Annotated in this window: 19 protein-coding genes; 3 read left to right on the top strand and 16 right to left on the bottom strand. The window is 72.3% G+C overall.

The window, feature by feature from the left end; translation table 11 throughout:
- The first annotated feature begins 104 nt into the window (after positions 1–104).
- A complete protein-coding gene (locus ACLF6P_RS06985) occupies positions 105–884 on the top strand; it encodes a nucleotidyltransferase domain-containing protein (RefSeq protein WP_415948937.1) in 780 nt (259 codons plus the stop codon).
- Between the two features lie 11 nt (positions 885–895).
- On the opposite strand, the gene ACLF6P_RS06990 is transcribed toward ACLF6P_RS06985, so the two are convergent.
- The 11 genes from ACLF6P_RS06990 to ACLF6P_RS07040 all read right to left on the bottom strand — a co-directional run bounded on the left by ACLF6P_RS06990 (position 896) and on the right by ACLF6P_RS07040 (position 14,232).
- Positions 896–1,909 (bottom strand): ADP-ribosylglycohydrolase family protein, encoded by a 1,014-nt coding sequence (locus ACLF6P_RS06990; protein ID WP_415948938.1) that lies wholly within the window; start codon positions 1,907–1,909, stop codon positions 896–898.
- A complete protein-coding gene (locus tag ACLF6P_RS06995) occupies positions 1,906–2,664 on the bottom strand; it encodes an NUDIX hydrolase (RefSeq protein WP_415948940.1) in 759 nt (252 codons plus the stop codon). Before ACLF6P_RS06995 ends, ACLF6P_RS06990 begins: the two co-directional genes overlap by 4 nt.
- Before the next feature lie 141 nt (positions 2,665–2,805).
- Entirely contained in the window at positions 2,806–3,972 is a 1,167-nt protein-coding gene (locus ACLF6P_RS07000; protein WP_415948941.1) for a pseudouridine synthase, read from the bottom strand.
- The gene (scpB, locus tag ACLF6P_RS07005; protein ID WP_415948942.1) at positions 3,969–4,616 is read right to left on the bottom strand and encodes an SMC-Scp complex subunit ScpB; all 648 of its coding nucleotides are present in this window, start codon (positions 4,614–4,616) and stop codon (positions 3,969–3,971) included. The genes ACLF6P_RS07000 and scpB overlap by 4 nt, the downstream gene beginning before the upstream one ends.
- Positions 4,613–5,872 carry a segregation and condensation protein A gene (locus tag ACLF6P_RS07010; protein ID WP_415948944.1) on the bottom strand — a complete coding sequence of 420 codons (1,260 nt, stop codon included), beginning with the start codon at positions 5,870–5,872 and terminating at the stop codon, positions 4,613–4,615. Before ACLF6P_RS07010 ends, scpB begins: the two co-directional genes overlap by 4 nt.
- Positions 5,873–6,045: 173 nt before the next feature.
- On the bottom strand, positions 6,046–6,636 hold the full coding sequence (locus ACLF6P_RS07015; protein ID WP_415948945.1) for a hypothetical protein: 591 nt from the start codon (positions 6,634–6,636) through the stop codon (positions 6,046–6,048).
- A complete protein-coding gene (locus ACLF6P_RS07020) occupies positions 6,621–7,781 on the bottom strand; it encodes a ParA family protein (RefSeq protein WP_415948946.1) in 1,161 nt (386 codons plus the stop codon). Before ACLF6P_RS07020 ends, ACLF6P_RS07015 begins: the two co-directional genes overlap by 16 nt.
- A 422-nt stretch (positions 7,782–8,203) precedes the next feature.
- Positions 8,204–9,319 carry an alanine dehydrogenase gene (gene ald, locus ACLF6P_RS07025; RefSeq protein WP_415948947.1) on the bottom strand — a complete coding sequence of 372 codons (1,116 nt, stop codon included), beginning with the start codon at positions 9,317–9,319 and terminating at the stop codon, positions 8,204–8,206.
- A gap of 220 nt (positions 9,320–9,539) precedes the next feature.
- Positions 9,540–11,531: a tetratricopeptide repeat protein gene (locus tag ACLF6P_RS07030; protein ID WP_415948959.1), complete on the bottom strand. Its 1,992-nt coding sequence runs from the start codon at positions 11,529–11,531 to the stop codon at positions 9,540–9,542.
- Positions 11,532–11,787: 256 nt separating this feature from the next.
- Positions 11,788–12,414, bottom strand: a complete 627-nt coding sequence (locus ACLF6P_RS07035) for an NUDIX domain-containing protein (protein WP_415948948.1) — start codon at positions 12,412–12,414, stop codon at positions 11,788–11,790.
- Between the two features lie 144 nt (positions 12,415–12,558).
- Entirely contained in the window at positions 12,559–14,232 is a 1,674-nt protein-coding gene (locus ACLF6P_RS07040) for a CTP synthase (protein WP_415948950.1), read from the bottom strand.
- A 563-nt stretch (positions 14,233–14,795) separates the two neighbouring features.
- On the opposite strand from ACLF6P_RS07040, the gene ACLF6P_RS07045 reads away from it, so the two are divergent.
- Together ACLF6P_RS07045 and ACLF6P_RS07050 are read left to right on the top strand one after the other, a co-directional pair.
- Entirely contained in the window at positions 14,796–16,598 is a 1,803-nt protein-coding gene (locus ACLF6P_RS07045; RefSeq protein WP_415948951.1) for a glycoside hydrolase family 15 protein, read from the top strand.
- 141 nt (positions 16,599–16,739) lie between these two features.
- Positions 16,740–18,461 (top strand): PucR family transcriptional regulator, encoded by a 1,722-nt coding sequence (locus ACLF6P_RS07050; RefSeq protein ID WP_415948953.1) that lies wholly within the window; start codon positions 16,740–16,742, stop codon positions 18,459–18,461.
- Between the two features lie 28 nt (positions 18,462–18,489).
- Here ACLF6P_RS07050 and ACLF6P_RS07055 read toward each other — a convergent pair whose 3' ends face one another.
- The 5 genes from ACLF6P_RS07055 to ACLF6P_RS07075 form a co-directional block, all read right to left on the bottom strand.
- Entirely contained in the window at positions 18,490–19,632 is a 1,143-nt protein-coding gene (locus ACLF6P_RS07055) for a glycosyltransferase family 4 protein (RefSeq protein WP_415948954.1), read from the bottom strand.
- 338 nt (positions 19,633–19,970) lie between these two features.
- Positions 19,971–21,689 (bottom strand): DNA repair protein RecN, encoded by a 1,719-nt coding sequence (recN, locus tag ACLF6P_RS07060; protein ID WP_415948961.1) that lies wholly within the window; start codon positions 21,687–21,689, stop codon positions 19,971–19,973.
- Positions 21,690–21,756: 67 nt separating this feature from the next.
- On the bottom strand, positions 21,757–22,692 hold the full coding sequence (locus tag ACLF6P_RS07065; RefSeq protein WP_415948955.1) for an NAD kinase: 936 nt from the start codon (positions 22,690–22,692) through the stop codon (positions 21,757–21,759).
- On the bottom strand, positions 22,689–23,504 hold the full coding sequence (locus tag ACLF6P_RS07070) for a TlyA family RNA methyltransferase (RefSeq protein WP_415948957.1): 816 nt from the start codon (positions 23,502–23,504) through the stop codon (positions 22,689–22,691). Before ACLF6P_RS07070 ends, ACLF6P_RS07065 begins: the two co-directional genes overlap by 4 nt.
- Positions 23,505–23,511: 7 nt before the next feature.
- Positions 23,512–23,865, bottom strand: a complete 354-nt coding sequence (locus ACLF6P_RS07075) for a hypothetical protein (RefSeq protein WP_415948963.1) — start codon at positions 23,863–23,865, stop codon at positions 23,512–23,514.
- Between the last annotated feature and the right edge of the window lie 176 nt (positions 23,866–24,041).

Genomic DNA, 24,041 nt, shown 5'->3' on the forward strand with positions numbered 1-24,041 from the left:
GCAAGGCCGCAAGGCCGCAAGGCCGCAAGGCCGCAAGGCCGCAAGGCCGCAAGGCGAGCGGAAATTCCCCCGAGCGATCGCCCCGTCTCACGTAGCCTCCGGCCATGCCCAGCCCTGAGGATCATCCCGAGGACCGCCGCGCAGGCCCGCCCGTTGAGCACACGGCCGTGGCACAGGACCCCACACTCCTGGTCCGTGACCACACGGTCTACTCCTGTGTGATGGGCTCACGCGCCTTCGGCCTGGCGACGGACACCAGCGATACGGACCGCCGGGGCGTGTTCCTCGCCCCGACCCCGCTCTTCTGGCACTTCCGCAAGCCGCCGACACACGTCGAGGGCCCACGGGAGGAACAGTTCTCCTGGGAACTGGAGCGCTTCTGCGAACTGGCCCTGCGCGCCAATCCCAACATCCTGGAGTGCCTGCACTCCCCGCTCGTCGAGCACATCGACGCCACCGGCCGCGAGCTGCTCTCGCTCCGCGGGGCGTTCCTCTCCCGCCAGGCGCACGAGACCTTCACGCGCTATGCCCTGAGCCAGCGCAAGAAGCTCGAAGCGGATGTCCGCATCCATGGCGCCCCGCGCTGGAAGCACGCGATGCACCTGCTGCGCCTCCTGATGTCCTGCCGCGAACTGCTCCGTACGGGAGAGCTCGTCATCGACGTCGGCGAGTCCCGCGAGGACCTCCTGGCCGTGAAGCGCGGCGAGGTCTCCTGGCCGGAGCTCCAGAACCGGATGACCACCCTCGCCGAGCAATCGGACGCGGCGCTCACGAGGTCCCCGCTCCCCGACGCACCGGACACGGCAGGGATCGAGGACTTCCTCTTCCGCGTCCGCCGCCGCTCGGCGAGGCCGGTGACGCCCCCTGGCCCGATCCGCGGTTGAGGAACGCGGCCTCACACGTCCCAGAGCGCCCCGAGCCCCATCAGCTCACCGTGGTATTCGATACGGTCCGCCCACTCCGAGGGCCAGCACGAAGCCCCCAGGTGCGCCCCGGCGAAAGCGCCCGCCAGGCAGGCGATCGAGTCCGAGTCGCCGGAGGTGACCGCCGCGCGGCGGAGCGCCGTCACCGGGTCCGCCGGGAAGAGCAGGAAGCACAACAGGCCCGCGGCGAGTGCCTCCTCGGCGATCCAGCCCTCGCCCACCGCCAGGCAGGGGTCCGTCTCCTCGTTCGCCGAGCGCACGGCCTCGGCGAGTCCCGAGAGCATGGCCAGGCACTCGTCCCAGCCGCGCTCGATGAAGTGCTCGGGGCTCGGGTCGTGGCTGCGCGTCCACAGGTCGCCGAGCCAGCGCGTGTGGTAGACGGACCGGTTCTCCAGGGCGTACGAGCGCAGCAGCCCGACCAGTCCCGCGGGCTCCGCGCCCTGCGCGAGGAGGTGCACGGCGCGTGCGGTGAGGTCGGAGGCCGCGAGGGCCGTGGGGTGCCCGTGGGTGAGCGCGGACTGCAGCTGCGCCGCCCCGGCCCGCTGTTCCTCGCTCAGGCCGGGTACGAGCCCGACCGGCGCCACGCGCATGTTCGCACCGCAGCCCTTGGAGCCGATCTGGCTGGCCTCCTGCCAGGGACGGTCGCTGTCCAGCATCCGGCAGGCGACCATGCAGGTCCGTCCGGGGGCCCGGTTGTTCTCGGGCGAGTGGTACCACTCGACGAACTCGGGCCGTACGGCGTGCTCCATCCGGGCGGGCCCGAGGAGCCCGCGGTCCATGGCCGTGCGCAGCCCATGCCCGAGCGCGAGCGTCATCTGGGTGTCGTCGGTGACGAGCGCGGGCTTGGGCAGTTCGAGCGAGCGCCACGGCCCGTGGTCGGCGAGGATGCGGGGCACGTTCTTGAATTCCGTGGGGAATCCGAGCGCATCGCCCAGCGCGAGCCCGATGAGTGATCCGGTGGCGGCCTGCTGCACGGAGTGGTTCACGGTGTACGTCCTTCCGAAGGCGCGACAGGGGCGGGTGTGGGCCTCAGCAGAGGCGGGTGGAGGGCGCTCGCGTCCCCCGCCCGGTAGAGCGCGGCGGGCTTGCCGCGCCCGCCCGTCAGGCGGGCCGCCCCGCCCGTGGGCTCCACGAAACCGGGGGTGGCGAGGACCTTGCGGCGGAAGTTGGGCCGGTCGAGGGCGGTGCCCCAGACGGTCTCGTAGACCTGCTGCAGCTCGCCGAGGGTGAACTCGGGCGGGCAGAAGGAGGTCGCGAGGCAGCTGTACTCGAACTTGGCGCCGATGCGGTCGTAGGCGTCGGCGAGGATCCGGTCGTGGTCGAAGGCCAGCGCCCGTACGCCGGTGCCGGCGAACGGCTGCCACCGTGCCTGTGCCGCGTCCCCGCCGCCGCGCGGCTCGGGCAGGTCCGGGCCGAGCGCGGCGAAGGCGACGGACACGACGCGCATCCGGGGGTCGCGGTCGGGTGCGCTGTAGGTCCGCAGCTGCTCCAGATGCAGGCCGGTGGTGTCGACGAGGCCGGTCTCCTCGGCGAGCTCCCGCCGGGCGGCCGTCTCCGCGGACTCGCGCGGCAGCACGAAGCCGCCGGGCAGCGCCCAGCGCCCGGCATACGGCTCCTGGCCGCGTTCGACGAGCAGCACCTGCAGTACGCCTTCGCGCACGGTGAAGACCGCGAGGTCGACGGTGACGGCGAAGGGTTCGAAGGCGTGGGGGTCGTAGCCCTGCAGTGCGTGCGAGTTCATTCCCCTACCCCCCTTTTTAATAGTCGACCTGACTATAAACCCGGGTGTGCGCGGGCACAAGAAGGAGAACCGGGGTGCCTGCGGGCACGTAAAACGGCCGGCCCCGAAGGGCCGGCCGTCTCACCACGGGACGCGTGACGTCTACAGATCGACCTCGCGCATCAGCATCCCGACCTCCGTGTTGCTGAGCCTGCGCAGCCAGCCGGACTTCTGGTCGCCGAGGCCGATCGGCCCGAAGTGCGTGCGCACCAGCTTCTCGACCGGGAAGCCCGCCTCGGCCAGCATCCGGCGCACGATGTGCTTGCGGCCCTCGTGCAGCGTGACCTCGACCAGGTAGTTCTTGCCGGTCTGCTGCACGACCCGGAAGTGGTCAGCCCGCGCGTAGCCGTCCTCCAACTGGATGCCGTCCTTGAGCATCTTGCCGATCTCCCGCGGCAGCGGGCCCGTGATGGCCGCCAGGTACGTCTTCTTCACGCCGTAGCGCGGGTGCGTGAGGCGGTGCGCCAGCTCACCGTGGTTGGTGAGCAGCAGGATGCCCTCGGTCTCGGTGTCGAGGCGGCCCACGTGGAAGAGCCGCGTCTCGCGGTTCTGCACATAGTCGCCCAGGCACTGACGGCCGTCCGGGTCCTCCATCGTGGAGACGACTCCGGCCGGCTTGTTGAGCGCGAAGAACTGGTACGACTGGGTGGCCACGGTCAGGCCGTCGACCTTGATCTCGTCCTTCTCGGGCTGCACGCGCAGACCCTGTTCGAGGACGATCTCGCCGTTGACCTCGACCCGCGCCTCGTCGATCAGCTCCTCGCAGGCGCGGCGCGAACCGTAGCCGGCGCGCGCGAGCACCTTCTGCAGGCGCTCGCCCTCCTGCTCGGCGCCCGGGAAGGTCTTGGGGAGCTTCACGTCCTTGCGGCCCGCGTACCGCTCCCTGTTCCGCTCCTCCTGGCGCGTCTCGTACTCGCGCGAGTACGAGCGCTCGGTGCGCCCGCCGCGCCCGCCCTGCGAGCCGCGGCCGCCCTGCGGACCGCGCGGCCCGCCCTTGGCGCCGCCGCGCGCGGAGGCACCGCGGCCGCTGCGCGCGCCCGCCGTGCCGTCGCCGGGGCTCACGTCGTAGCGGCGCTCCTCGGGGCGCGGCTTGCGCGGACGGCCCGCGCCGCCGCCCTGTCCGCCCTGTCCGCCCTGTCGTTCGTCGCGGTTGTTGCCGGCACCGCGGTAGTTGCCGCGGCCGCCGCTGCTTGACTTGCCACGGCCACCGCTGTTGCCACCACGGCTCCCGCCGTTGTTTCCGCTGTTCCTGCCGTTGCTACGCATCAAAGTTCCGTCTTGTCGCCTTCGTCGGTATCCGGTTCATCCGGGTCGAACGACGGGACCGCCTCCTGGGTCTCGGCCTCGATCGCCTCCGCCTCGGGCAGGAAGGGCGCGAGCTCCGGGAGCTCGTCCAGGCCACGCAGGCCCATCCGCTCCAGGAAGTAGTTCGTCGTCCTGTACAGGATCGCACCTGTTTCGGGTTCCGTGCCCGCCTCCTCGACGAGGCCCCGCTGCAGGAGGGTGCGCATCACGCCGTCGCAGTTCACGCCGCGTACCGCGGAAACCCGTGAACGGCTGACCGGCTGCCGGTACGCGACGACCGCGAGGGTCTCCAGGGCCGCCTGGGTGAGGCGGGCCTGCTGGCCGTCCAGGACGAAGCGCTCCACGGCCGCCGCGTACTCGGGGCGGGTGTAGAAACGCCAGCCTCCGGCGATGAGGCGCAGCTCGAAGCCGCGGCGCTGCACCGTGTACTCGTCGGCCAGTTCGCGCAGCGCATCGGCGATCGCGCGCCGCGGCCGGTCGAGGATCTTGGCGAGATGCTCCTCGGTGACGGGCTCGTCGACGACCATCAGCACCGCTTCGAGCGCGGGCCTCAGGTCGAGCGCGGCGACGTCCAGGAGGCCGGCGGGACTCTCTTCGGGGGTGCTCACACCTTCTCCTTGCTGTCGGTGCTGTCCGCCGCGCTGTCGGTGCTGTCCGCCGCGCTGTCCGTGCTGTCCACCGAGCTGTCGGCGCTGCCCGCCTTGCCCGCGGTCCTACCCGCGGTCTTGCTGACGGCCTTGTCGTCGGGAAGCTCAGGCCCCCGGTCGAACTCGTCCGTGACCAGGGACTCCGCCCCGTCCGCTCCGGTCCAGCGCACGCGGAGCTCGCCGAGCGCCTCGTCCTGCTCCAGCGCCACCGCCTTCTCGCGGTAGAGCTCCAGGAGGGACAGGAAGCGGGCCACGACGGTCAGGGTGTCGTCGGTGTCACCGACCAGCTCCCGGAAGCTCGCCTGACCCGCCTCGCGCAGGCGCGCCACCACGATCTGCGCCTGCTCCTGTACGGAGACCAGCGGGGCGTGGATGTGCTCGACGTACACCTGCGGCTTGGGCTTGGGCTGCATCGCCTTCACGGCGAGCTTCGCGAAGCCCTCGGCGCCGATGCGGATGACGACCTCGGGCAGCAGGTCGGCGTGGTGCGGTTCGAGTCCGACGGTCCGCGGGTACCGGCGCGCCTCGCCCTCGAGCCGGCCGCTGAAGATCTCGGCGATCTGTTTGTACGCGCGGTACTGGAGCAGGCGCGCGAACAGCAGGTCGCGGGCTTCCAGCAGCGCGAGGTCGCCCTCGTCCTCCACCTCGGCGGAGGGCAGCAGCCGGGCGGCCTTGAGGTCGAGCAGCGTGGCGGCGACGACGAGGAACTCGGTGGTCTGGTCGAGATCCCAGTCCGCGCCCATGGCCCGGATATGCGCCATGAACTCGTCGGTGACCTTGGAGAGCGCGACCTCGGTGACATCGAGCTTGTGCTTGGCGATGAGCTGGAGGAGCAGGTCGAAGGGACCCTCGAAGTTGGCGAGCCGCACCTTGAACCTGCCGTCGCCGGCAGGGGGTCCGGCACCCTCCTGGCCCGTGCCACCGTTCTCCGGCTGCTCCTGGGCTGCCTCGGTCGCCTCGACCGAATCGACCGAATCGACCGTCTCGGCCTGCTCTCCATCTCCGAGGCCCGGGGGCAGGCCGCCGGTCTCAGGAGAGGGCTGGGCGGCGGAAACGACCGCCTCGGCCACGGCTTCACCGGCGCCCGCCCGTGCCACGGAACCCGCGTCCGGGACCGACGGAGCCGAACCCGCGCCCGGCGCGGGCCCCGCCTCGGGCCCCCGCCCCAGCAGACGGCGGCCGCGGCGAGGCGGTGGGGTGGTCGGGGCGTCGGTCATCGTCGTCCAAGGTACGGCGGGAGGCTGGGCGGGGCCGCAAGGGCAGACCGCAGGCTACCGCCCCGGCGAGCGGCGCCCTCGGACGCCGTACCGCAAGCCGCCACGAACCGTCACGGACCTCCACCAACCACTACAGACCGCCACCAACCGCCACAGCGACGGTCACCCGAGGCTCAGCGCCCCCGCAGCCGCCGCACCAGAATGCTCGCGTCGCCCCGGGACTCCAGATCGGCCAGCACCACGGCGACCGCCTCGCGCACGATCCGCCCGCGGTCCACCGCGAGCCCGTGCTCGCCGCGCAGCACGAGCCGCGCATGTTCGAGGTCCATCAGCTCCTCGGCGGAGACGTACACGGTGATCTTCTCGTCGTGCCGCTCACGCCCGCTGGGCCGCCGCGCCGCCCGCGCCCGCTTGCGCGCGGAGGCCGCCGGCTGCGAGGGGGCGGAGGACGCCGCGACGGGACCGGGCTGCTGCCCGCCGGAAGCCGCCTCCGGCGCGGCGCGCCGCTTGGCGCGCGTGCCGTCCTCGGCGCCCTGCTCGTCCTCGGAGCGCGTCCGCGAGGCCGTCCGCGACTCCGCCTCGGCGGCCGTGTGCTCGGCCTCCTGGGAGCCGGCTGCCGCGGCCGCCGCATCGCTCTCCCCGGCGGGCGCGGGCACCCGCGGCTCGCCGTTCGCCTGCTTGCGCGGCGAGGAGGACTGCAGCGCCATGCCCCCGGTCGTACGGAACAGTTCGTCGGCCCCGGGCAGACTCACTCGGCGTGACACCGGGCGAGCACCTCCCTGGCGAGCTGACGGTAGGCGGCGGCACCAACGGAGTTGGAGGCGTACGTGGTGATCGGCTCACCGGCGACCGTGGTCTCCGGGAAGCGGACCGTGCGCCCGATGACCGTGTGGTAGACGTGTTCGTCGAAGGCCTCGACGACGCGCGCGAGCACCTCACGGCTGTGCACCGTACGCGAGTCGTACATCGTGGCGAGGATGCCGTCCAACTCCAGCTCGGGGTTGAGACGTTCCTGCACCTTTTCGATCGTCTCGGTGAGCAGCGCGACACCGCGCAGCGCGAAGAACTCGCATTCGAGCGGCACGATCACCTTGTGCGCGGCGGTCAGCGCGTTCACGGTCAGCAGACCGAGGGAGGGCTGACAGTCGATCACGATGTAGTCGTAGTCCTGCATCAGCGGCTTGAGCGCGCGCTGCAGCGTGGACTCCCGGGCCACCTCGCTGACCAGCTGGACCTCCGCGGCCGACAGGTCGATATTGCTCGGCAGCAGGTCCATGTTGGGGACCGCGGTCTTCAGGAGCACCTCGTCAGCTGCCATGCCCCGCTCCATGAGCAGGTTGTAGACGGTGAGGTCGAGCTCCATCGGATTGACGCCGAGTCCGACCGAGAGCGCGCCCTGCGGGTCGAAGTCGACGAGCAGCACGCGGCGTCCGTACTCGGCAAGTGCCGCGCCCAGGTTGATGGTCGACGTGGTCTTGCCGACGCCGCCCTTCTGGTTGCACATCGCGATGATCTTCGCGGGCCCGTGGTCCGTCAGCGGACCCGGGATCGGGAAGTACGGCAGCGGCCGCCCGGTCGGGCCGATGCGCTCCCGGCGCTGGCGGGCAGCGTCCGGGGCCAGCGTGGCCGCGTACTCGGGGTCGGGCTCGTACTCGGCGTCGGGGTCGTAGAAGTGCCCCTCGGGCAGTTCGTCGTAATCGGCGAAATGCGTCGGGGTCTCACCACTCCGGTCGCCGGCCATGGCGTTCACTTGATGGCCATCCATGCTCTGGTGGGCGTTCAGACTCTGCGGGGGGAGGCTCTGCTGTGTGTTCTGCCGCTCGGCGAAGGTGCGTACGGCCACTGAGCCGACTGCCCCGGCGGCGGTGACAGTTCCGGATCCCGGGGGGACCGATCCCTGCGCAGACATTCCTGGTTGGCCACCCCCGGGAGTAAATGTCGACTCATTCACAAGTCGTCTTACCTCCTTGGGTGACCAGGAACATTTATCGATAGGTCAGCGTGACACCATGCCGACGGTTGGCGACTCTATGGCGTGTCACCGGTCCGCAGCAACACAATCCGCCGGACCCGGCACGATGTGTCGGCAAAGGAACAGCAGCCTGTCAAGGGTGGACCTGGGGCGTACAGAGGCCACGCCGTGGGGTTCACAGGTGCGCGAATCGGTTGAACCGTTACGTTCGAGGCGAGTTGCTCCTCCCGCCCGAACGTGACGGGACACACAGACGGCCGGACCTTGCGAACAAGGTCCGGCCGTCGTCGTCAGGTTGACGCGCGGGGTTGACCGACTGGCCGCGAAACGCGGCCGGTTCGGCCGGGAGTGCCCCGGATTCAGCCGAGCAGCGTGCTCAGCTCGACGTGCTCCATGCCGTGCGCCTCGGCGACGGGGCCGTAAACGACCTTGCCGTCGTGGGTGTTGAGGCCGAGCGCGAGCGCTGGGTCACGGCGCAGCGCCTCGGCCCAGCCTCGGTTGGCGAGTTCGACGATGTACGGCATCGTCGCGTTGGTGAGCGCGTAGGTCGAGGTGTTGGGCACCGCGCCCGGCATGTTGGCCACGCAGTAGAAGACCGAGTCGTGCACCTTGAAGGTCGGCTCGGCGTGGGTGGTCGGGTGCGAGTCCTCGAAGCAGCCGCCCTGGTCGATGGCGATGTCGACAAGGACACTTCCGGGCTTCATCCGGGAGACCAGCTCGTTGGTGACCAGCTTCGGCGCCTTGGCACCGGGGATCAGCACGGCACCGATCACGAGGTCGGCCTCGAGCACGGCCTTCTCGAGCTCGTAGGCGTTGGACATGATCGCCTTCACCTTGGTGCCGAAGATCCTGTCGGCCTCGCGCAGCTTGTTGACGTCACGGTCGAGCAGGGTGACGTGGAAGCCCAGGCCCACGGCGATCTGCGTGGCGTTCCAGCCGGACACACCGCCGCCGATGACGACGGCCTTGCCCGGGTGGGTGCCGGGCACGCCGCCCGGCAGCACACCGCGGCCGCCCGCGGAGGCCATCAGGTGGTAGGCGCCGACCTGCGGGGCGAGGCGGCCCGCGACCTCGGACATGGGGGCGAGCAGCGGCAGGGCGCGGTTCGCGGTCTCGACCGTCTCGTAGGCGATGGCGGTGGTGCCGGACTCCAGGAGCGCGTCGGTGCACTCCTTGGAGGCGGCGAGGTGCAGGTAGGTGAAGAGCGTCTGGTCCTTGCGCAGACGGTGGTACTCCTCCGCGATCGGCTCCTTGACCTTGAGGAGCAGATCGGCGGTGGCCCAGACCTCGTCGGCGGTCGGCAGGATCGTCGCGCCCGCGGCGATGTACTCCTCGTCGGTGATCGAGGAGCCGACGCCTGCATCGTGCTCGATGACGACCTGGTGGCCGTGGCGCACCAGCTCGTGCACGCCGGCGGGGGTGATCGCCACCCGGAACTCGTTGTTCTTGACCTCGCGGGGGATGCCGACCTTCATCGTCGATCACGGTCCTTGACTCTGGAAAACACGGGCATAGACATACAACCCGGACGCAGACAGCGCAGCGGGCCGTGGCCGCGGGGGTAGGCGGCGGATCCAGTCTAATGAAGGATGTCGCGCTGTCTAGCCTTTGAAAGCTTCAATCTGCTCTTGATGCACTGCGGATTTCGTAGGCCATTGGCTCACGCTGCCCACAACGCTGCTTCGGGCCCTCGCGCTACCGCGCTCCGTGGAGCTCTTCTCCCAGCATGCGCTCCGCGGCAGTCCGGTGCAGTCCGGCCGCCGCGGTGTCCCCCAGTCGGTCCAGCGTGTCCGCGAGCCGCACATGCAGCGCGGCCTGCAGCCGTACGTCCGCGGCCTTGCGGGCCAGCTCGACGGCCTCCTGACAGGTGCGCAGCGACTCCTCGGGCCGCCCCGCGTACTCCTGGACCCGGGCGATCTCGCTGAGCGCCCTGGCGTACGCGGGCAGATCGCCCTCCTTGCGATGGCCTGCCGCGGCCGAGCGCCAGTTGCGCAGCGCCTCGCCGTACCGGCCGGCATAGGTGTGGGCGGTGCCGAGCCGCCCGTAGAGCCGGGTCGCATCGGCCCGCTCACCGCGCGCGAGGCGCTGGGCAAGGGCGCGCCCGAACCAGTCGGCAGCCCGCTGCCAGTCCCCCAGCTCCTGGTAGGCGCCGCCGATGGACTCCATCGCGCGCCCGGCGGCATACGGGTCCGAGGCCGCCCGCGCGGTGTCCAGGGCGGCCCGGTAGCGGGCGAGCGCCTCCCGGGTGCGGCCGGTCTGCGCGTCCAGGTCGGCGAGGTTGAGGAGGGCCGCGGCCTTCTCGCGGGGCAGCGAGCCCCGCTCGGCCACGTCCAGGACCAGACCGTGGATTCCGTAGAGCTCGGCCGCGGCCCCCTCGGCGCCGCGGTGGGCGACCAGGGCGCGGGTGAGCGCGGCCATCAACCGCCGGGCAAGGGTGTCGAGTTCGCCGTCGGCCACCGCGAGCCGCGCGGCGGCGAGCAGCGCGCCCTGCCGGGTCCGCAGCCATTCGGCGGCGGCCGCGGGCTGCGGAAAGCGCAGGGCGCGGGGCAGTCCGGCGAGCCGCTTGCGGGCCGGTGAACCGTCGGGTTCGGTGACCGCACGGCAGGACTGCAGCAGCCGTACGGTCCGCTCCAGCATCCGGGCCCGGGCGAGCTGCACCTCGGCCGGCCGGTCCTGTGCCTGGGTGAGCGCCCTGAGCAGCGGGTGCAGGGCACCCGGCACCTCGTACTGCTCACCGGCCGCGCCGACGGGCCGCAGCAGCCCGAGGGCGGCGAAGTCCTCCAGAGTCGTACGGGCCCCGGAGACCGAGCAGCCGGCGAGCGCGGAGGCGGTGTGCGCATCGGCGAGCCCGGCGGGCGCGAGGCTGAGCAGTCGCAGTATCCGGGCGGAGGGCGAGGGCAGCGACTCGTAGACGAAACGGAAGACGCGGGCGAGCGGGTCCCTTGCGCCGGTCTCGTCCTCGGGCACCTGGCGCAGCGCCTTGCCGAGCTCGGCGACGGAGGCCTTGGGCCGCGCGCCGAGCCAGCCGCCGGCGAGCACCAGGGCGGCGGGCTGGTGGGCGCAGAGCTCGGCGAGGGATTCGGCGGCCCGCGGGTCGACGGTGATGCGCACCGATCCGGTGCAGCCGCTGAGCAGGTCGAGTGCGGACTTGGTGTCGAGACCGCCGAGGGCGCAGGGGCGGACATCCGCGATCCCGGTGAGCGGCCCCTCGGCGGTGGCGACGACCAGACATTCCGGTGCGTCGGGGAGCAGGGGTTCGACCTGCTCGGCATCGGCCGCGCCGTCCAGGATGAGGAGCACCCTGCGTACGGAGAGCGCGGTCCGCAGGGATTCGGCGAGGTCGTCCTCGTCGGCACCGGGGGTGGCCGGGAAGTCGAGGGCATGAAGGAGTTCACGCGCGGTGCGCTCGGTCGGCACCCGGCTTCCGTCGGGTTCGGTGAGCCGGGTGCGCAGCACACCGTCCGCGTAACGGTCGGCGAGCTGCCCGGCCAGTTCCTCGGCGAGTGCGGTGCGTCCGCTGCCGGGGCGGCCCGCGATCAGCAGGACGCGGGCGCGGGGCGGCTTCTTCCCGGCCAGGGTGTCGAGCCCGGTGCGCTCGATGTCGGCGCGCAGTTCCTTGAGCTCCCGCTGCCGGCCGACGAACTCCCGGCCCCTGCCCTCGAACTCGTCCTCGCCGCGCTCCGACACCGAAGCCTCGAACCGCTCCGCAGCGGAGCCGTCCACCGCCTGATCCGTCACGGGCCATGCTCCCGTCCAGCCGCACCGCCACGACCGCGGCTGCGGCCGGGGAAGAGACGGACACACCGGTGTCGGCACCGGCGCACTCCGTCGTCATCGAGCGTAGTTCACGCATCGTGACGAAATCCGAGGAGCGCGGCGGGCATATCACCCGATCGGATCAGCCGATGGTCACACCGCAGAGGCCTCTTGCGAGGAAGGGGACTCAGGCCTCGAACGGGCGGGCCGGCCAGGGTGCCTCCGCGGGCCGCAGCGCGTCGAGGCCTTCGCCCCGCTCTGCGGCGAGCAGCGAAAAGACACCCGTCATCAGGAAGTTGTTCTGCAGCTCGCCGGCGAACACGCCACGGACCACCTCGTCGAGCGGTACCCGCCGCACCTCCATGTCGGCCTCTTCATCGGCCACTTCGAAGCGCTTGCCCTCGGCCTCGGAGAGATCCCGTGCGAGGAACACCCGTACGGCTTCGTCGCTGCCGCCGGGCGTGGTGTAGACGTCGACGAGCACGCGCCAGTCCTCGGCCTTGACGTGCGCCTCCTCGTACAGTTCGCGCTGTGCGGCATGCAGCGGGTTCTCGCCGGGCACGTCGAGGAGTCCGGCCGGGAGCTCCCAGAGCTTGCGGCGCACGGGGTGGCGGTACTGACGGATCACCAGGACCCGGCCGAGGTCGTCGAGGGCGAGCACGGCCACGGAGCCGGGGTGGACCTGGTAGTCACGGCGTGCGACGGAGCCGTCCGGCATGACCACTTCGTCACTGCGGACGCTGGTCTTCTTGCCGCTGAAGGGCGTCTCTGTGGCGGTGACACGCCACTCCTCGACGGTGTCCTTGATCGTCATAGGTCCTCCCACAAGCCCTCACCAGCAGAAACCGGGGCACGCGCCTCGCGAGAGGCCCGTACCCCGGCAACCGTATCGCCTGCGGATCAAGCAGGTGTCCGGCGGATCAGACCGGACACCGCCCGCCTGCCGGACTCACCACTCCTACTTGCCGGACTTGCCGCCCTTGCGCAGCCCCTGCTGCCGCTCGACCGCCGCCTTCGCCAGGCCCGCGAAGAGCGGGTGCGGGCGGGTCGGACGCGAGCGCAGTTCGGGGTGCGCCTGGGTGGCGACCAGGTAGGGGTGGATCTCGCGCGGGTACTCGACGTACTCGACGAGCTTGTTGTCCGGGGAGGTGCCGGAGAACTGGATCCCGGCCTTCTTCTCCAGGTCCGCGCGGTAGGCGTTGTTCACCTCGTAGCGGTGGCGGTGGCGCTCCTCGACGTACTCCTTGCCGTCGTAGGTCTCCCGGACGATGGAGCCCTCGGCGAGCTTCGCCGGGTACATGCCGAGCCGCATGGTGCCGCCCATGTCGCCCTCACCGGCGACGATGTCGAGCTGCTCGGCCATCGTGGAGATGACCGGGTGCGCGGTGGCGGAGTCGAACTCGGTGGAGTTGGCGTCCGGGATGTCGGCGAGGTTGCGCGCGGCCTCGATCACGATGCACTGCAGGCCGAGGCAGAGGCCGAGCAGCGGGATCTTGTTCTCGCGGGCGTAGGTGATGGCGCCGACCTTGCCGTTGACGCCGCGGTCGCCGAAGCCGCCCGGGATGCAGATCGCGTCCACGTCGCCGAGCTGCTCGGCCGCGCCCGCCGGGGTCCGGCAGTCGTCGGAGGTGACCCACTTGACCTTGACCCGGGCCTTGTTGGCGAAGCCGCCGGCGCGCAGCGCCTCGGTGACCGAGAGGTAGGCGTCGGGCAGGTCGATGTACTTGCCGACCAGCGCGATGGTGACCTCGTGGTCGGGGTTGTGCACCCGGTCGAGCAGGTCGTCCCACTGGGTCCAGTTCACATCGCGGAACGGCAGGTCCAGCTTGCGTACGACGTACGCGTCGAGGCCCTCGGAGTGCAGCACCTTCGGGATGTCGTAGATCGACTTGGCGTCGATCGCGGCGACCACCGCGGCCTCGTCGACATCGCACATCAGCGAGATCTTGCGCTTGATGGAGGTCGGCACCTCGCGGTCGGCGCGCAGCACGATCGCATCCGGCTGGATACCGATGTTGCGCAGCGCGGCCACGCTGTGCTGGGTCGGCTTGGTCTTCAGCTCGCCGGAGGGGCCGATGTAGGGCAGCAGCGAGATGTGCACGACGAAGACGTTGTCCCGGCCGACCTCGTGGCGGACCTGGCGGACGGTCTCCAGGAACGGCAGCGACTCGATGTCGCCGACCGTGCCGCCGACCTCCGTGATGACGACGTCGACGTCGTCGGTGGCCATGCGGCGGATGCGGTGCTTGATCTCGTTGGTGATGTGCGGGATGACCTGCACGGTGTCGCCGAGGTACTCGCCGCGGCGCTCCTTGGCGATGACCGAGGAGTAGACCTGGCCGGTGGTGACGTTGGCCGAGCCGTCGAGGTCGACGTCGAGGAAGCGCTCGTAGTGGCCGATGTCCAGGTCGGTCTCGGCACCGTCGTTGGTGACGAACACCTCGCCGTGCTGGAACGGGTTCATCGTGCCCGGGTCGACGTTCAGGTACGGGTCGAGCTTCTGCATCGTGACCCGAAGACCCCGGGCCTTCAGGAGCGCACCCAGACTGGAGGCCGTGAGGCCCTTGCCGAGGGAGGAGGCGACACCCCCGGTGACGAAGATGTGCTTGGTCGTCGTGGCTTTGGGCGGCATGGCCAAGAGGGGGCTCCCGTGGTCGCGAAGTGGTGTGCGTACCGGCCGCTCCCGGTCTCTCCGCCGGTGCGGGAGGGGAGGTGCCGTCGCTGCGGTTCGGGGGCCCTGACTGCTTGCAGCCGACCACCGGTCCACGGGCTACCAGGGTATCAGCGACACGGGGAGCCTGCTTCCGGCCACCCCGCGGCCCCTCCGCCACACTCGCCGGCAGCGCACGTTCCGTGGCCGTGGGTTGACGGCCCGTACAGGAAGCCAGTTGACTGGACTTACCCGACATCACGGGCGTCACGGGCTTTTAAAGCCTCCTCACCCGTTCGGCCGTAGCGCTTTGCCTCCACCCCCGGACAGATCATTAGTGTGCGCGTATCCTGCTCGGAACACGCTGCGAGCCGGCCGGCAAACGGCACCATCCCGCCCGCTCCCGGACCCCAGTGCTGCGTCAGGCAACGCTTGCGCGACGGGCAAACGTTGCCTGACGCAGCAGTGAAGCTCGTCAACGACCCTTGACTGCAACGCAAGCGCCCCGAGAGGGGCGGAAGTGGCCGTTCGACTGGAGATTGCACGTGGCCGGGCGCATCGAGGATTACGCACTCATCGGGGACATGCAGACCGCGGCGCTGGTCTGCAGAGACGGCTCGCTGGACTGGCTGTGCCTGCCCCGTTTCGACTCGCACGCGGTCTTCGCGGGCCTGCTCGGCACCGAGGACCACGGCTTCTGGCGGCTCGGCCCCGCGCACGAGGCCGAGGACCGTCCGCCACCCGCCGACCGCCGTTCCTACCGCGGTGACTCGCTCATCCTGGAGTCCGAATGGGACACCCGGCGCGGCACCGTCAAGGTCACCGACTTCATGCCGCCGCGCGACGGCGCACCCCAGCTGATCCGGATCGTCGAGGGCGTCAGCGGCCGGGTGCCGATGCGCTCCGCGCTGCGGATGCGGTTCTCGTACGGGCGGATCGTGCCGTGGGTGCACAAGGTCGACGGGCGGACGGTGGCCGTCGCGGGCCCCGACTCCGTATGGCTCGACACCCCCACCGAGACCTTCGGCAAGGACCTGACGACGTACTCGGACTTCACCGTCGGTCCCGGCGACCGGATCGCGTTCACTCTCAGCTGGCAGCCCTCGCACAAGGAGGCGCCGCCGGTGCCCGAGCCGGTGGACGCCCTCGCGGCGACCGCCGAGTTCTGGCGGTCGTGGGTCGAGCACTGCACGTATGTGGGGCCCTACCGCGAGGCCGTGATCCGCTCCCTGATCACGCTCAAGGCGCTGACCTACGCGCCGACCGGCGGCATCGTCGCCGCCCCCACCACCTCACTGCCCGAGGACGTCGGTGGCGGCCGCAACTGGGACTACCGCTTCACCTGGCTGCGCGATGCCGCCATCACCCTCTCCTCGCTGCTGCGCACCGGCTACCGCGATGAGGCCCGCGCCTGGCGCGAGTGGCTGCTGCGCGCGGTGGCGGGCGACCCGGAGAACCTGCAGATCATGTACGGGATCGCCGGGGAACGCGAGCTCGGCGAGAGCGAGTTGGACTGGCTGCCCGGCTATGAGGGATCCCAGCCCGTACGGGTCGGCAACGGCGCCGCACACCAGCTGCAGCTCGACGTCTACGGCGAGGTCACCGAGGCGCTCCACCTCGCGCATATGACCGGCCTCGCGCGCAACGACTACGCCTCGCTGCTCCAGCTCAAGCTCATCCGCTATCTGGCGACCCACTGGGACCAGCCCGACGAGGGCATCTGGGAGGTGCGCGGACCGCGCAGGCACTTCGTGCACTCCAAGGTGATGGCCTGGGTCGCGGTCGACCGCACCATCAGGCTGATCGAGTCCGGGGACGCGGACGGCCCGCTGGAGCAGTGGCGCGAGCTGCGCGACGACATCCACCGCGATGTCTGCGAGAAGGGCTACGACCCGGAGCGGAACACCTTCACGCAGTCCTACGGCTCGAAGGAACTCGACGCCTCCCTGCTCGTGATCCCGCAGGTCGGCTTTCTGCCGCCGGACGACAAGCGGGTGGTCGGCACCATCGAGGCGATCCAGCGCGAGCTGTCCACGGAGGACGGCTTCGTGCTGCGCTATCCGACCGCCGGGGGCGATGCGGGCGTGGACGGGCTCGAAGGCGACGAGGGCGCCTTCCTCGCCTGCTCGTTCTGGCTCGCGGACGATCTCGCGATGATCGGCCGGGTCGACGAGGCCCGCAAACTCTTCGAGAAGCTGCTCTCGCTGCGCAACGACGTGGGTCTGCTGGCGGAGGAGTGGGATCCGCGGCTGCAGCGCCAGGTGGGGAACTTCCCGCAGGCCTTCAGCCATGTGCCCCTGATCGACACGGCACTGAGGCTGACGGCTTCGGGGGCGTACGGCGGGTGAGCCCCCGGCCGGGCGGGGTGTGCACGGGCCCGGGCCGGGCTCGTACGCGTAGGGGCCGGGCGGGTACGCGTAGGGGCCGGACGGGTACGCGTACGAGCCGGGCGTTTACGTGGCGCTGACCTGGGCTGTAGCGTCCCGGGGATGAACATGCAGGGGCCCGCCGAAGGCGGCGGGATCACGGTCAGGCGCGCGCTCGAACTGCCCGGGCTGCGCAGCGGCCTGCCCGAGGTCGTCGTCGGGGCGGAGCGGCTGCAGCGCACGGTGCGCTGGGTGCACGCGGGCGAGGTGCCCAATATCGCCTCCCTGCTCAAGGGCGGCGAGCTGCTGCTCACCACCGGGCTCGGCCTCGGTTCCCGCCCGGCCGAGCAGCGTGCCTTCGTACGGAAACTGGCCGAGCGGCAGATCGCCGCGCTCGTGGTCGAACTCGGCCCGCGCTTCGCCCGGCTGCCCACGGCGCTCGTGGAGGCCGCGCGTACGGCCGGACTGCCCCTCGTACAGCTGCACCGCGAGGTGCCGTTCGTGACGGTCACCGAAGAGGTGCACACCGAGATCGTCAACGGGCACTACGCGCTCCTGCAGCAGGCCGAGGAGGTGCACCGCCGCTGCACACGGGCGCTGCTCGGCGGGGGCGGGGTGCCGCAGGTCCTGTCGATCCTCGCGGACTTCACGGCGAACCCGGTCTTCCTGGAGACCGCCGACGGCCAGCTCCTGTACGCGGCCGGACCGGGCACCGCGGGCGTGGACCCGCTGCAGGTCTGGGAGGGGCTGCGCGGCCGGTCCAAGGAGACGGGGGCGCCCGCGAACGCAGTGCTCGTGGACGTGCCCGGCGGCGGCCCTGGCGGTGCGGGTGCGTCCGCCGGGGTGAGCGGGTCCTCCGGGGTGGGCGGCTCGGGTGCGCCCGCCGGTGCGGGATCGGCTCCCGGTTCCGTACGGGCGCGGATCGCGCTGCTCGGGGTGGGCGGGCCGCTGCTTCCCGTACACCGGATCGCGGCGGAGCGTGCGGCGGGGATCCTCGCGGTGGTCCTGATGCAGGCGCGTCAGGAGGAGGAGCTGGCGGCCCGTGGGCGCGGCGACTTCCTGACCGATCTCGCCGAAGGCCGGATCACCGCACAGGACGCGCCCGCCCAGGCCCGGGTGCTTGGCTTCAAGCCCGGCGAGGGGCCGCTGCTGCCCGTCGTGATGCGGCTGCCCGACGACACGCTCGCCTTCGCGCCCGGCGGCGGCTGGGCGGCGCTGGCGCGGGCCGTGGCGGAGGAGCTGGCCTCCGTGGGGGTGCCGGTGCTCGTGGGCGTACGCCCGGTGGAGGGCCGGGTGCCGCTGCTGCTCGGGCTGCGCGCGGAATCCGAACGTACGGCGGTGGCCGACCGGGTGGCCGCGGCGCTGCGGGCCGGAGTCGAACGGGCGGGGCTGAAGGCGGCGGAGCGCGCGCCCGTGGTCGTGGTCGGGGTCGCGGGCGGCTGGGTGGCCGCCTCGGCGGGGCTGCGGCACGCGGCCGAGACGGCGACGGCGGCGCAGGGCCTGTCCGACCGGCCCTGGTACGACGCCCGGCGCCTCGATACGGAACTGCTTCTGTGGCGGCTGCGCGAACACCCCGATCTCGCGGCCTTCGTGGACCGTGCGATCGGGCCGCTCATCGAGCACGACGCCCGCTCGAAGCCGCCGCTCCTGCCCACGCTGTCCGCTTACCTCACGCACGCGGGCCGCAAGGCGGAGACGGCCCGCGAGCTGCACCTGAACCGCCAGACGCTCTACAACCGCCTGGCCCGCATCGCGGAACTCCTGGGCACGGACCTGGACGACCCGCAGACGGTCCTGGCCCTGAGCCTGGCGCTGCGGGCACGGCGGCTGGTGGGCAGCCGCTGACCCCCACCCCGTACCCGAGGGCGAACCCTCAGCGCCCCAGCGTCAACTCGTCATAGACACTCAGCACCTGCGCCACCGTCTCATCCTCCGTCGGCCACCCCGCCGCCTGCACCAGCCCGCGCTCCCGCAGCGCCGCCCGCCGCCCGGGATCCGCGAGCAGGCCCTCGACCGCCGAGGCGAGCGCCCGCGCGTCCCCGTAGGGCACAAGTTCCGCCGCGTCCCCGACCAGCTCCGGGACTCCCCCGACGGCGGTCGCCACCAGCGGCACGCCCGCGTGCAGCGCCTCGTGCGCGAGCACCGACCGCGACTCCCAACGGCTGGGCAGCAGCGCCACATCGGCGGCCGTGAGCAGCTCGGGCACATCGTCGCGCCGTCCGACGAGCCGGACCCGGAGCCCTTCGTCCTCGATCCGCCGCTGCAGCGCCGCACGTTCGGGACCTTCGCCCGCCACCACCAGCAGCGGTACGGGATCGAGGCGCAGCCAGCTCCGTGCGGCGTCGAGCAGCCCCTCGTAGCCCCGGTGCCGCTCCAGGGAGCCGACGGCGAGCAGCAACGGCCGGTCCTCCGCGCCCAGTTCGGCCCGAACCTTGTGCTTGAGCCGGTCCGGATCGTCGTGTCCCGGCGCGGGCGGCCGCTCGGGCGCGGGGAACGCGATCGGCGCGAGCCGGGCATCGCGCGCCCCGCGGCTGCGCGCACGATCCACGAGCTCCGAGGAAGTGGCGAGCACCACGCTCGCCGCCCTCGCCGCCCGCCGCTCGACGAACCCGGACAGCCGGGCCCGCGGCCCGTCCGCATGGGCCCGGGTGTGCCAGGTCACCACCAGCGGCACGCGCCGGCTGTCGTGTGCGGGCCGGGCCAGCGAGGACCGTACGGCCGCGTGCAACCCGTGGGCGTGCACCAGATCGGCCTCGTCGCACACCGCCCGCAGCGCCGCCACCGAGACCGGATCGGCGCGCCGCGGCACCGGCACGAACCGCGCCCCGGCCGCGGTGAATCCGTAGCGCTCGTCGAGCCCGGCGGGCGCGCACACCGTGACCCGGACGCCGCGCGCGACCAGGCCGCCGGTCAGCGAGCGGACGTGCACGGAGCTGCCTGCGCTGCCGCCGCCGAGCACCTGCACGGTACGCAGCAGGGTCCTGCCCTGCTGCGGCTGGCTGCTCGGCTGGCTCACGTGGCTGGTGCTCCCGAATCGGCGTGGAAGGCCCTTCAGTCGGGCCGGCGTACGCGGCCCGGCCGGCGCACGCCTTCAGGGCCCGTCCCGCCGGACCGGCCCCAGTGCTCCGCCAAGGATGCCAGCCCGTACGCACGTTCCGGCACCGCCCGGCGGCAACACCCGGGGCGGCGGCGGCAGGCCGCACGCGGGGACCACCCACACGGGTGAGCGTGACGTGCCGCCGGGCAGCTCCCGACGCGCCGGCGGACGGCTTTCGGCACGTGCCGCCGGTCGGCCCCCGGCGCGCGCCGCCCGTCACCGCTCGACGCGCGCCCCCGGCTCCGGATCGTGCGCCCTCAGCTCTCGACGCGGGCCGCGGCGAGCAGTTCCTCCGCGTGCGCGCGGGCCGTCTCGGAATCCTCCTGGCCCGCGAGCATCCGGGACAACTCCCGGACGCGTTCCTCGCCTTCGAGCACCTTCACACCCGAGCGTGTCACCGATCCGTCGTTGGTCTTCTCGACCAGGAGCTGCCGGTCGGCGAAGGCCGCGACCTGCGGCAGATGGGTGACGACGACGACCTGCGCGGAACGCGCGAGCCGCGCCAGGCGGCGCCCGACCTCGACGGCCGCCTTGCCGCCGACGCCCGCGTCGACCTCGTCGAAGAGGTACGTCGGTACGGGGTCGGAACCGGCGAAGACCACCTCGACGGCGAGCATGACCCGCGAGAGCTCACCCCCGGAGGCACCCTTCGCGATGGGCCGCGGCGGCGCGCCGGGATGGGGAGCCAGCAGCAGCTCGACCTCGTCGACGCCGGAGGGCCCGTAGGCGACGGCGCGGCCGCCGACCTCGATGCCGGACGGGTCCTCGCTCTGGCCTATGGCGATGCTGACGCGGGCGTGCGGCATCGCGAGGGAGGCGAGTTCGGCGGTGACGGCGGCGGCGAAGCGTTCGGCGGCCTCTCCGCGCGCATCGGTCAACGCCTGGGCGAGGCCCGCGAGTTCGCCGCGCAGGGCGTCACGTTCGGCGGTGAGTTCGCCGATCCGCTCGTCGTCGCCTTCGAGTTCGGTCAGCCGGGTGGCGCTGTCCTCGGCCCAGGCGAGCACGGCGTCGATGGTCTCGCCGTACTTGCGGGTGAGCTGGGCGAGGGCGGCGCGGCGCTCCTCGACGGCCGCGAGCCGCAGCGGATCGGCGTCGAGGTCGTCGGCGTATCCGGCGAGCTCGCCGGCGACGTCGGAGAGCAGGATGCCGATCTCGCCGATCCGCTCGCCCAGGGCCGCGAGCGCGGGATCGTGCGCGCGTACGGCGTCCAGGGCGCGCTGTGCGCCGCCGACCAGGAGCGTGGCATCGACGCCCTCCGGATCCTCGGGGTTACCGGCGAGCGCGCTGTGCGCGGCGGTCGCGGCGGAGGCCAGGGCCTCGGCGTGACCGAGGCGCTCGGCCTCGGCGGCCAGCTCCACGTCCTCGCCGGCCCGTGGTTCCACGCCGGCGATCTCCTCGATGCCGAAGCGCAGCAGATCGGCCTCCTGGGCGCGCTCGCGGGCCCGGGTGGTGATCTCCTCGAGTTCGGTGTCGACGGCGCGGAAGCGGCGGTAGGCGGCGGTGTACTTGGCGAGCGGCACGGCGACCGCGTCCCCGGCGTACCGGTCGAGTGCCTGCCGCTGCCGGGCGGGTTTGAGCAGCCCCTGCTGGTCGGTCTGGCCGTGCACGGCCACCAGGTCGTCGGCCAGCTCACCGAGCAGTCCCACGGGCACGCTGCGCCCGCCGAGGTGCGCGCGTGAGCGCCCCTCGGCGGAGACAGTACGGCTGATCAGCAACGCCCCGTCGTCGAGTTCGGCCCCGGCCTCCTCGGCCCGCACCACGGCGGACGCCTCGGCGGGCACCTTGACCCGGCCCTCCACGACGGCCGACTTGGCGCCGATCCGTACGAGGGCGGCGTCGGCGCGACCGCCGAGCAGCAGGCCCAGGCTGGTGACGACCATGGTCTTGCCGGCGCCGGTCTCACCGGTGACCGCGGTGAAGCCGGGTGACAGCTCGACCACCGCGTCGTCGATGACTCCGAGCGACCGTATCCGCATCTCCTCCAACACGGACACGACCTTACGAGGTCCGGGGCACTCGGTGCGACGGGGCCCGCCAATCCGTCTACTGGGGTGCCCCCCGCCACCCCGAGACGGGCAGCGCGAACTTCGCGACGAGGCGGTCCGTGAAGGAGGCGTGGTGGAGGCGGGCCAGGCGGACCGGGACGGCGCCACGGCGGACCTCCACGCGGGCCGCCGTCGGCAGCTCCACGGTGCGCCGCCCGTCGCACCACAGCACCCCGTGCGGCGCGTCCGACTGGACCTCCACCGCGAGCACCGAGGACGGCGAGGTGACCAACGGCTTGGCGAACAGGGCGTGTGCGCTGATCGGCACCATCAGGAGCGCCTCCACCTCGGGCCACACCACGGGGCCGCCCGCCGAGAAGGCATAGGCCGTGGACCCGGTGGGAGTGGCGCAGACGATGCCGTCGCAGCCGAAGCCGCTGACGGGCCGCCCGTCGATCTCCAGGACGACCTCGAGCATCCGCTCAGGGGACACCTTCTGCACGGCCGCCTCGTTCAGCGCCCAGTCCGTGTGGACGACGGTGCCGTTCGAGCGGACCCGGACGTCCAGCGTCATCCGCTCCTCGACCTCGTACGCCCGGGTGACCACGCGGTCGACGACCTTGTCGAGGTCATCGCGCTCGGCCTCGGCGAGGAAGCCGACGCGTCCGAGGTTGACACCGAGCATCGGCACGCCGGAGGCGCGCGCGAACTCGGCGCCGCGCAGCAGCGTCCCGTCGCCGCCGAGGACGATCAGGAGCTCGCAGCCGTCGAGCGCCTCGGGAGTGGCCTCGGCGACCACTTCGACCTCGGGCGGCAGCGGCAGATCGGCGGCCTCGTCCGCGAGGACCCGCACCCCGAGGCCGCAGCGCAGCAGTCCCTGGACGACGAGTTCGGCGCTGCGGATGGCCGCCGGACGGCCGGTGTGCGCGAGCAGGAAGACCGCGCGCTGTGCCCCTGCCCTGCCCGCAAAAGCTGTCTGGCTCTGGCTCGTCAACTGGGTCCCTCCGCCACCGCTCGCTCCACATCGGCCGGGTCCAGCTTTGGTGCACCGGCCTTGAGCCACAGAAAGTACTCGACGTTTCCGGACGGTCCGGGCAGCGGGCTCGCCGTCACGCCCCGCACCCCGTAACCGAGTTGCCAGGCCTGCCCGGCCACCGCGCGCACGGCTTCGGCGCGCAGTTCGGGGCTGCGGACGACGCCGCCGCTGCCGAGCCGTTCCTTGCCGACCTCGAACTGCGGCTTCACCATCAGGACGAGGTCGGCGCCGGGCGCCGCCACCCGTACGAGGGCGGGCAGCACCAGGCCGAGGGGGATGAAGGACAGGTCGCCGACGACCAGGTCGACGGGTTGTCCGTCGACGGATTCGAGCGTCAACTCCCGTACGTTCGTACGGTCCTTGACGGTGACCCGGTCGTCGCTCTGCAGGGACCAGGCGAGCTGCCCGTAGCCGACGTCCACGGCCACCACTTGGGCGGCGCCCGCGCGCAGCAGCACGTCCGTGAAGCCGCCCGTGGAGGCGCCGGCGTCGAGGGCGCGGCGGCCCTCGACGGCCAGGCCCTGCGGGACGAAGGCCGCGAAGGCGCCCGCGAGTTTGTGTCCGCCGCGCGAGACGTAGTCGGGATCGCCGGCGTCGGCGGCGACCACGATGGCCGCTGCGGTCTCCACCTGGGTGGCGGGCTTGCTCGCGACATTGCGGCCGACGGTGACGCGGCCCGCGGCGATCAGCTGGCTGGCGTGCTCGCGCGAGCGTGCCAGCTTGCGGCGGACGAGTTCGGCGTCGAGGCGGCGGCGTGCCACTCCTGCCACGTTCGGTTCAGCTCCTGTGGTCGTACGGTCGTGCGGGGGCGCCGCCGGGCATGGGCGGCCGGGCGGTGGACGGTCCCCGGCCCGGGGCGGGTGGTCCCTGGCGGGCGTCGAGTGCGGTCAGGGTGTCGCGCAGGCGCCCGTGCACATCCTCGTACACCTCGGTGTGCCCGTCGGTGGCGAGGTGGTCCACATCGCCGAGCCGCTCGAGCCCGGCGTCCACCTCGGCGTGCCCGGTGAGGGTGCGCGGCACGCCGAGCGGGCGGGGTGCGTGAGGATCGGGCGCCCGGGGATCGGGCGCCTGGGGATCGGGTGCCTCGGCCGCGGAAGGCTCGGGCGCGTCGGCCGCAGGGTGCTCGGGCACGTCAGTCGCAAGGGGTCCGGGCACGTCGGCCGCGGGCGGCGCGGGCACCTGGTCGTCCGAGGGGGCCTCGTGCCCGGGCCCCGGCATCGGGTAGCTCATGCCATGACGCTACCGCGTGGCGCTGACATTTAGCTTTGCCCGTAGCTCTCCGGGATCTTCGGGGGCTGCGTAGGGTG

Source organism: Streptomyces lothianensis (assembly GCF_047779955.1).
In the GTDB taxonomy this organism is placed as follows: domain Bacteria; phylum Actinomycetota; class Actinomycetes; order Streptomycetales; family Streptomycetaceae; genus Streptomyces.

Coding starts and splice junctions, on each gene's coding strand:
- ACLF6P_RS06985 (WP_415948937.1), top strand. CDS start 105: ATGCCCAGCCCTGAGGATCATCCCGAGGACCGCCGCGCAGGCCCGCCC.
- ACLF6P_RS06995 (WP_415948940.1), bottom strand. CDS start 2,664: ATGAACTCGCACGCACTGCAGGGCTACGACCCCCACGCCTTCGAACCC.
- ACLF6P_RS07010 (WP_415948944.1), bottom strand. CDS start 5,872: ATGACCGACGCCCCGACCACCCCACCGCCTCGCCGCGGCCGCCGTCTG.
- ACLF6P_RS07020 (WP_415948946.1), bottom strand. CDS start 7,781: ATGTCTGCGCAGGGATCGGTCCCCCCGGGATCCGGAACTGTCACCGCC.
- ald (WP_415948947.1), bottom strand. CDS start 9,319: ATGAAGGTCGGCATCCCCCGCGAGGTCAAGAACAACGAGTTCCGGGTG.
- ACLF6P_RS07035 (WP_415948948.1), bottom strand. CDS start 12,414: ATGACGATCAAGGACACCGTCGAGGAGTGGCGTGTCACCGCCACAGAG.
- ACLF6P_RS07040 (WP_415948950.1), bottom strand. CDS start 14,232: ATGCCGCCCAAAGCCACGACGACCAAGCACATCTTCGTCACCGGGGGT.
- ACLF6P_RS07050 (WP_415948953.1), top strand. CDS start 16,740: ATGAACATGCAGGGGCCCGCCGAAGGCGGCGGGATCACGGTCAGGCGC.
- recN (WP_415948961.1), bottom strand. CDS start 21,689: ATGCGGATACGGTCGCTCGGAGTCATCGACGACGCGGTGGTCGAGCTG.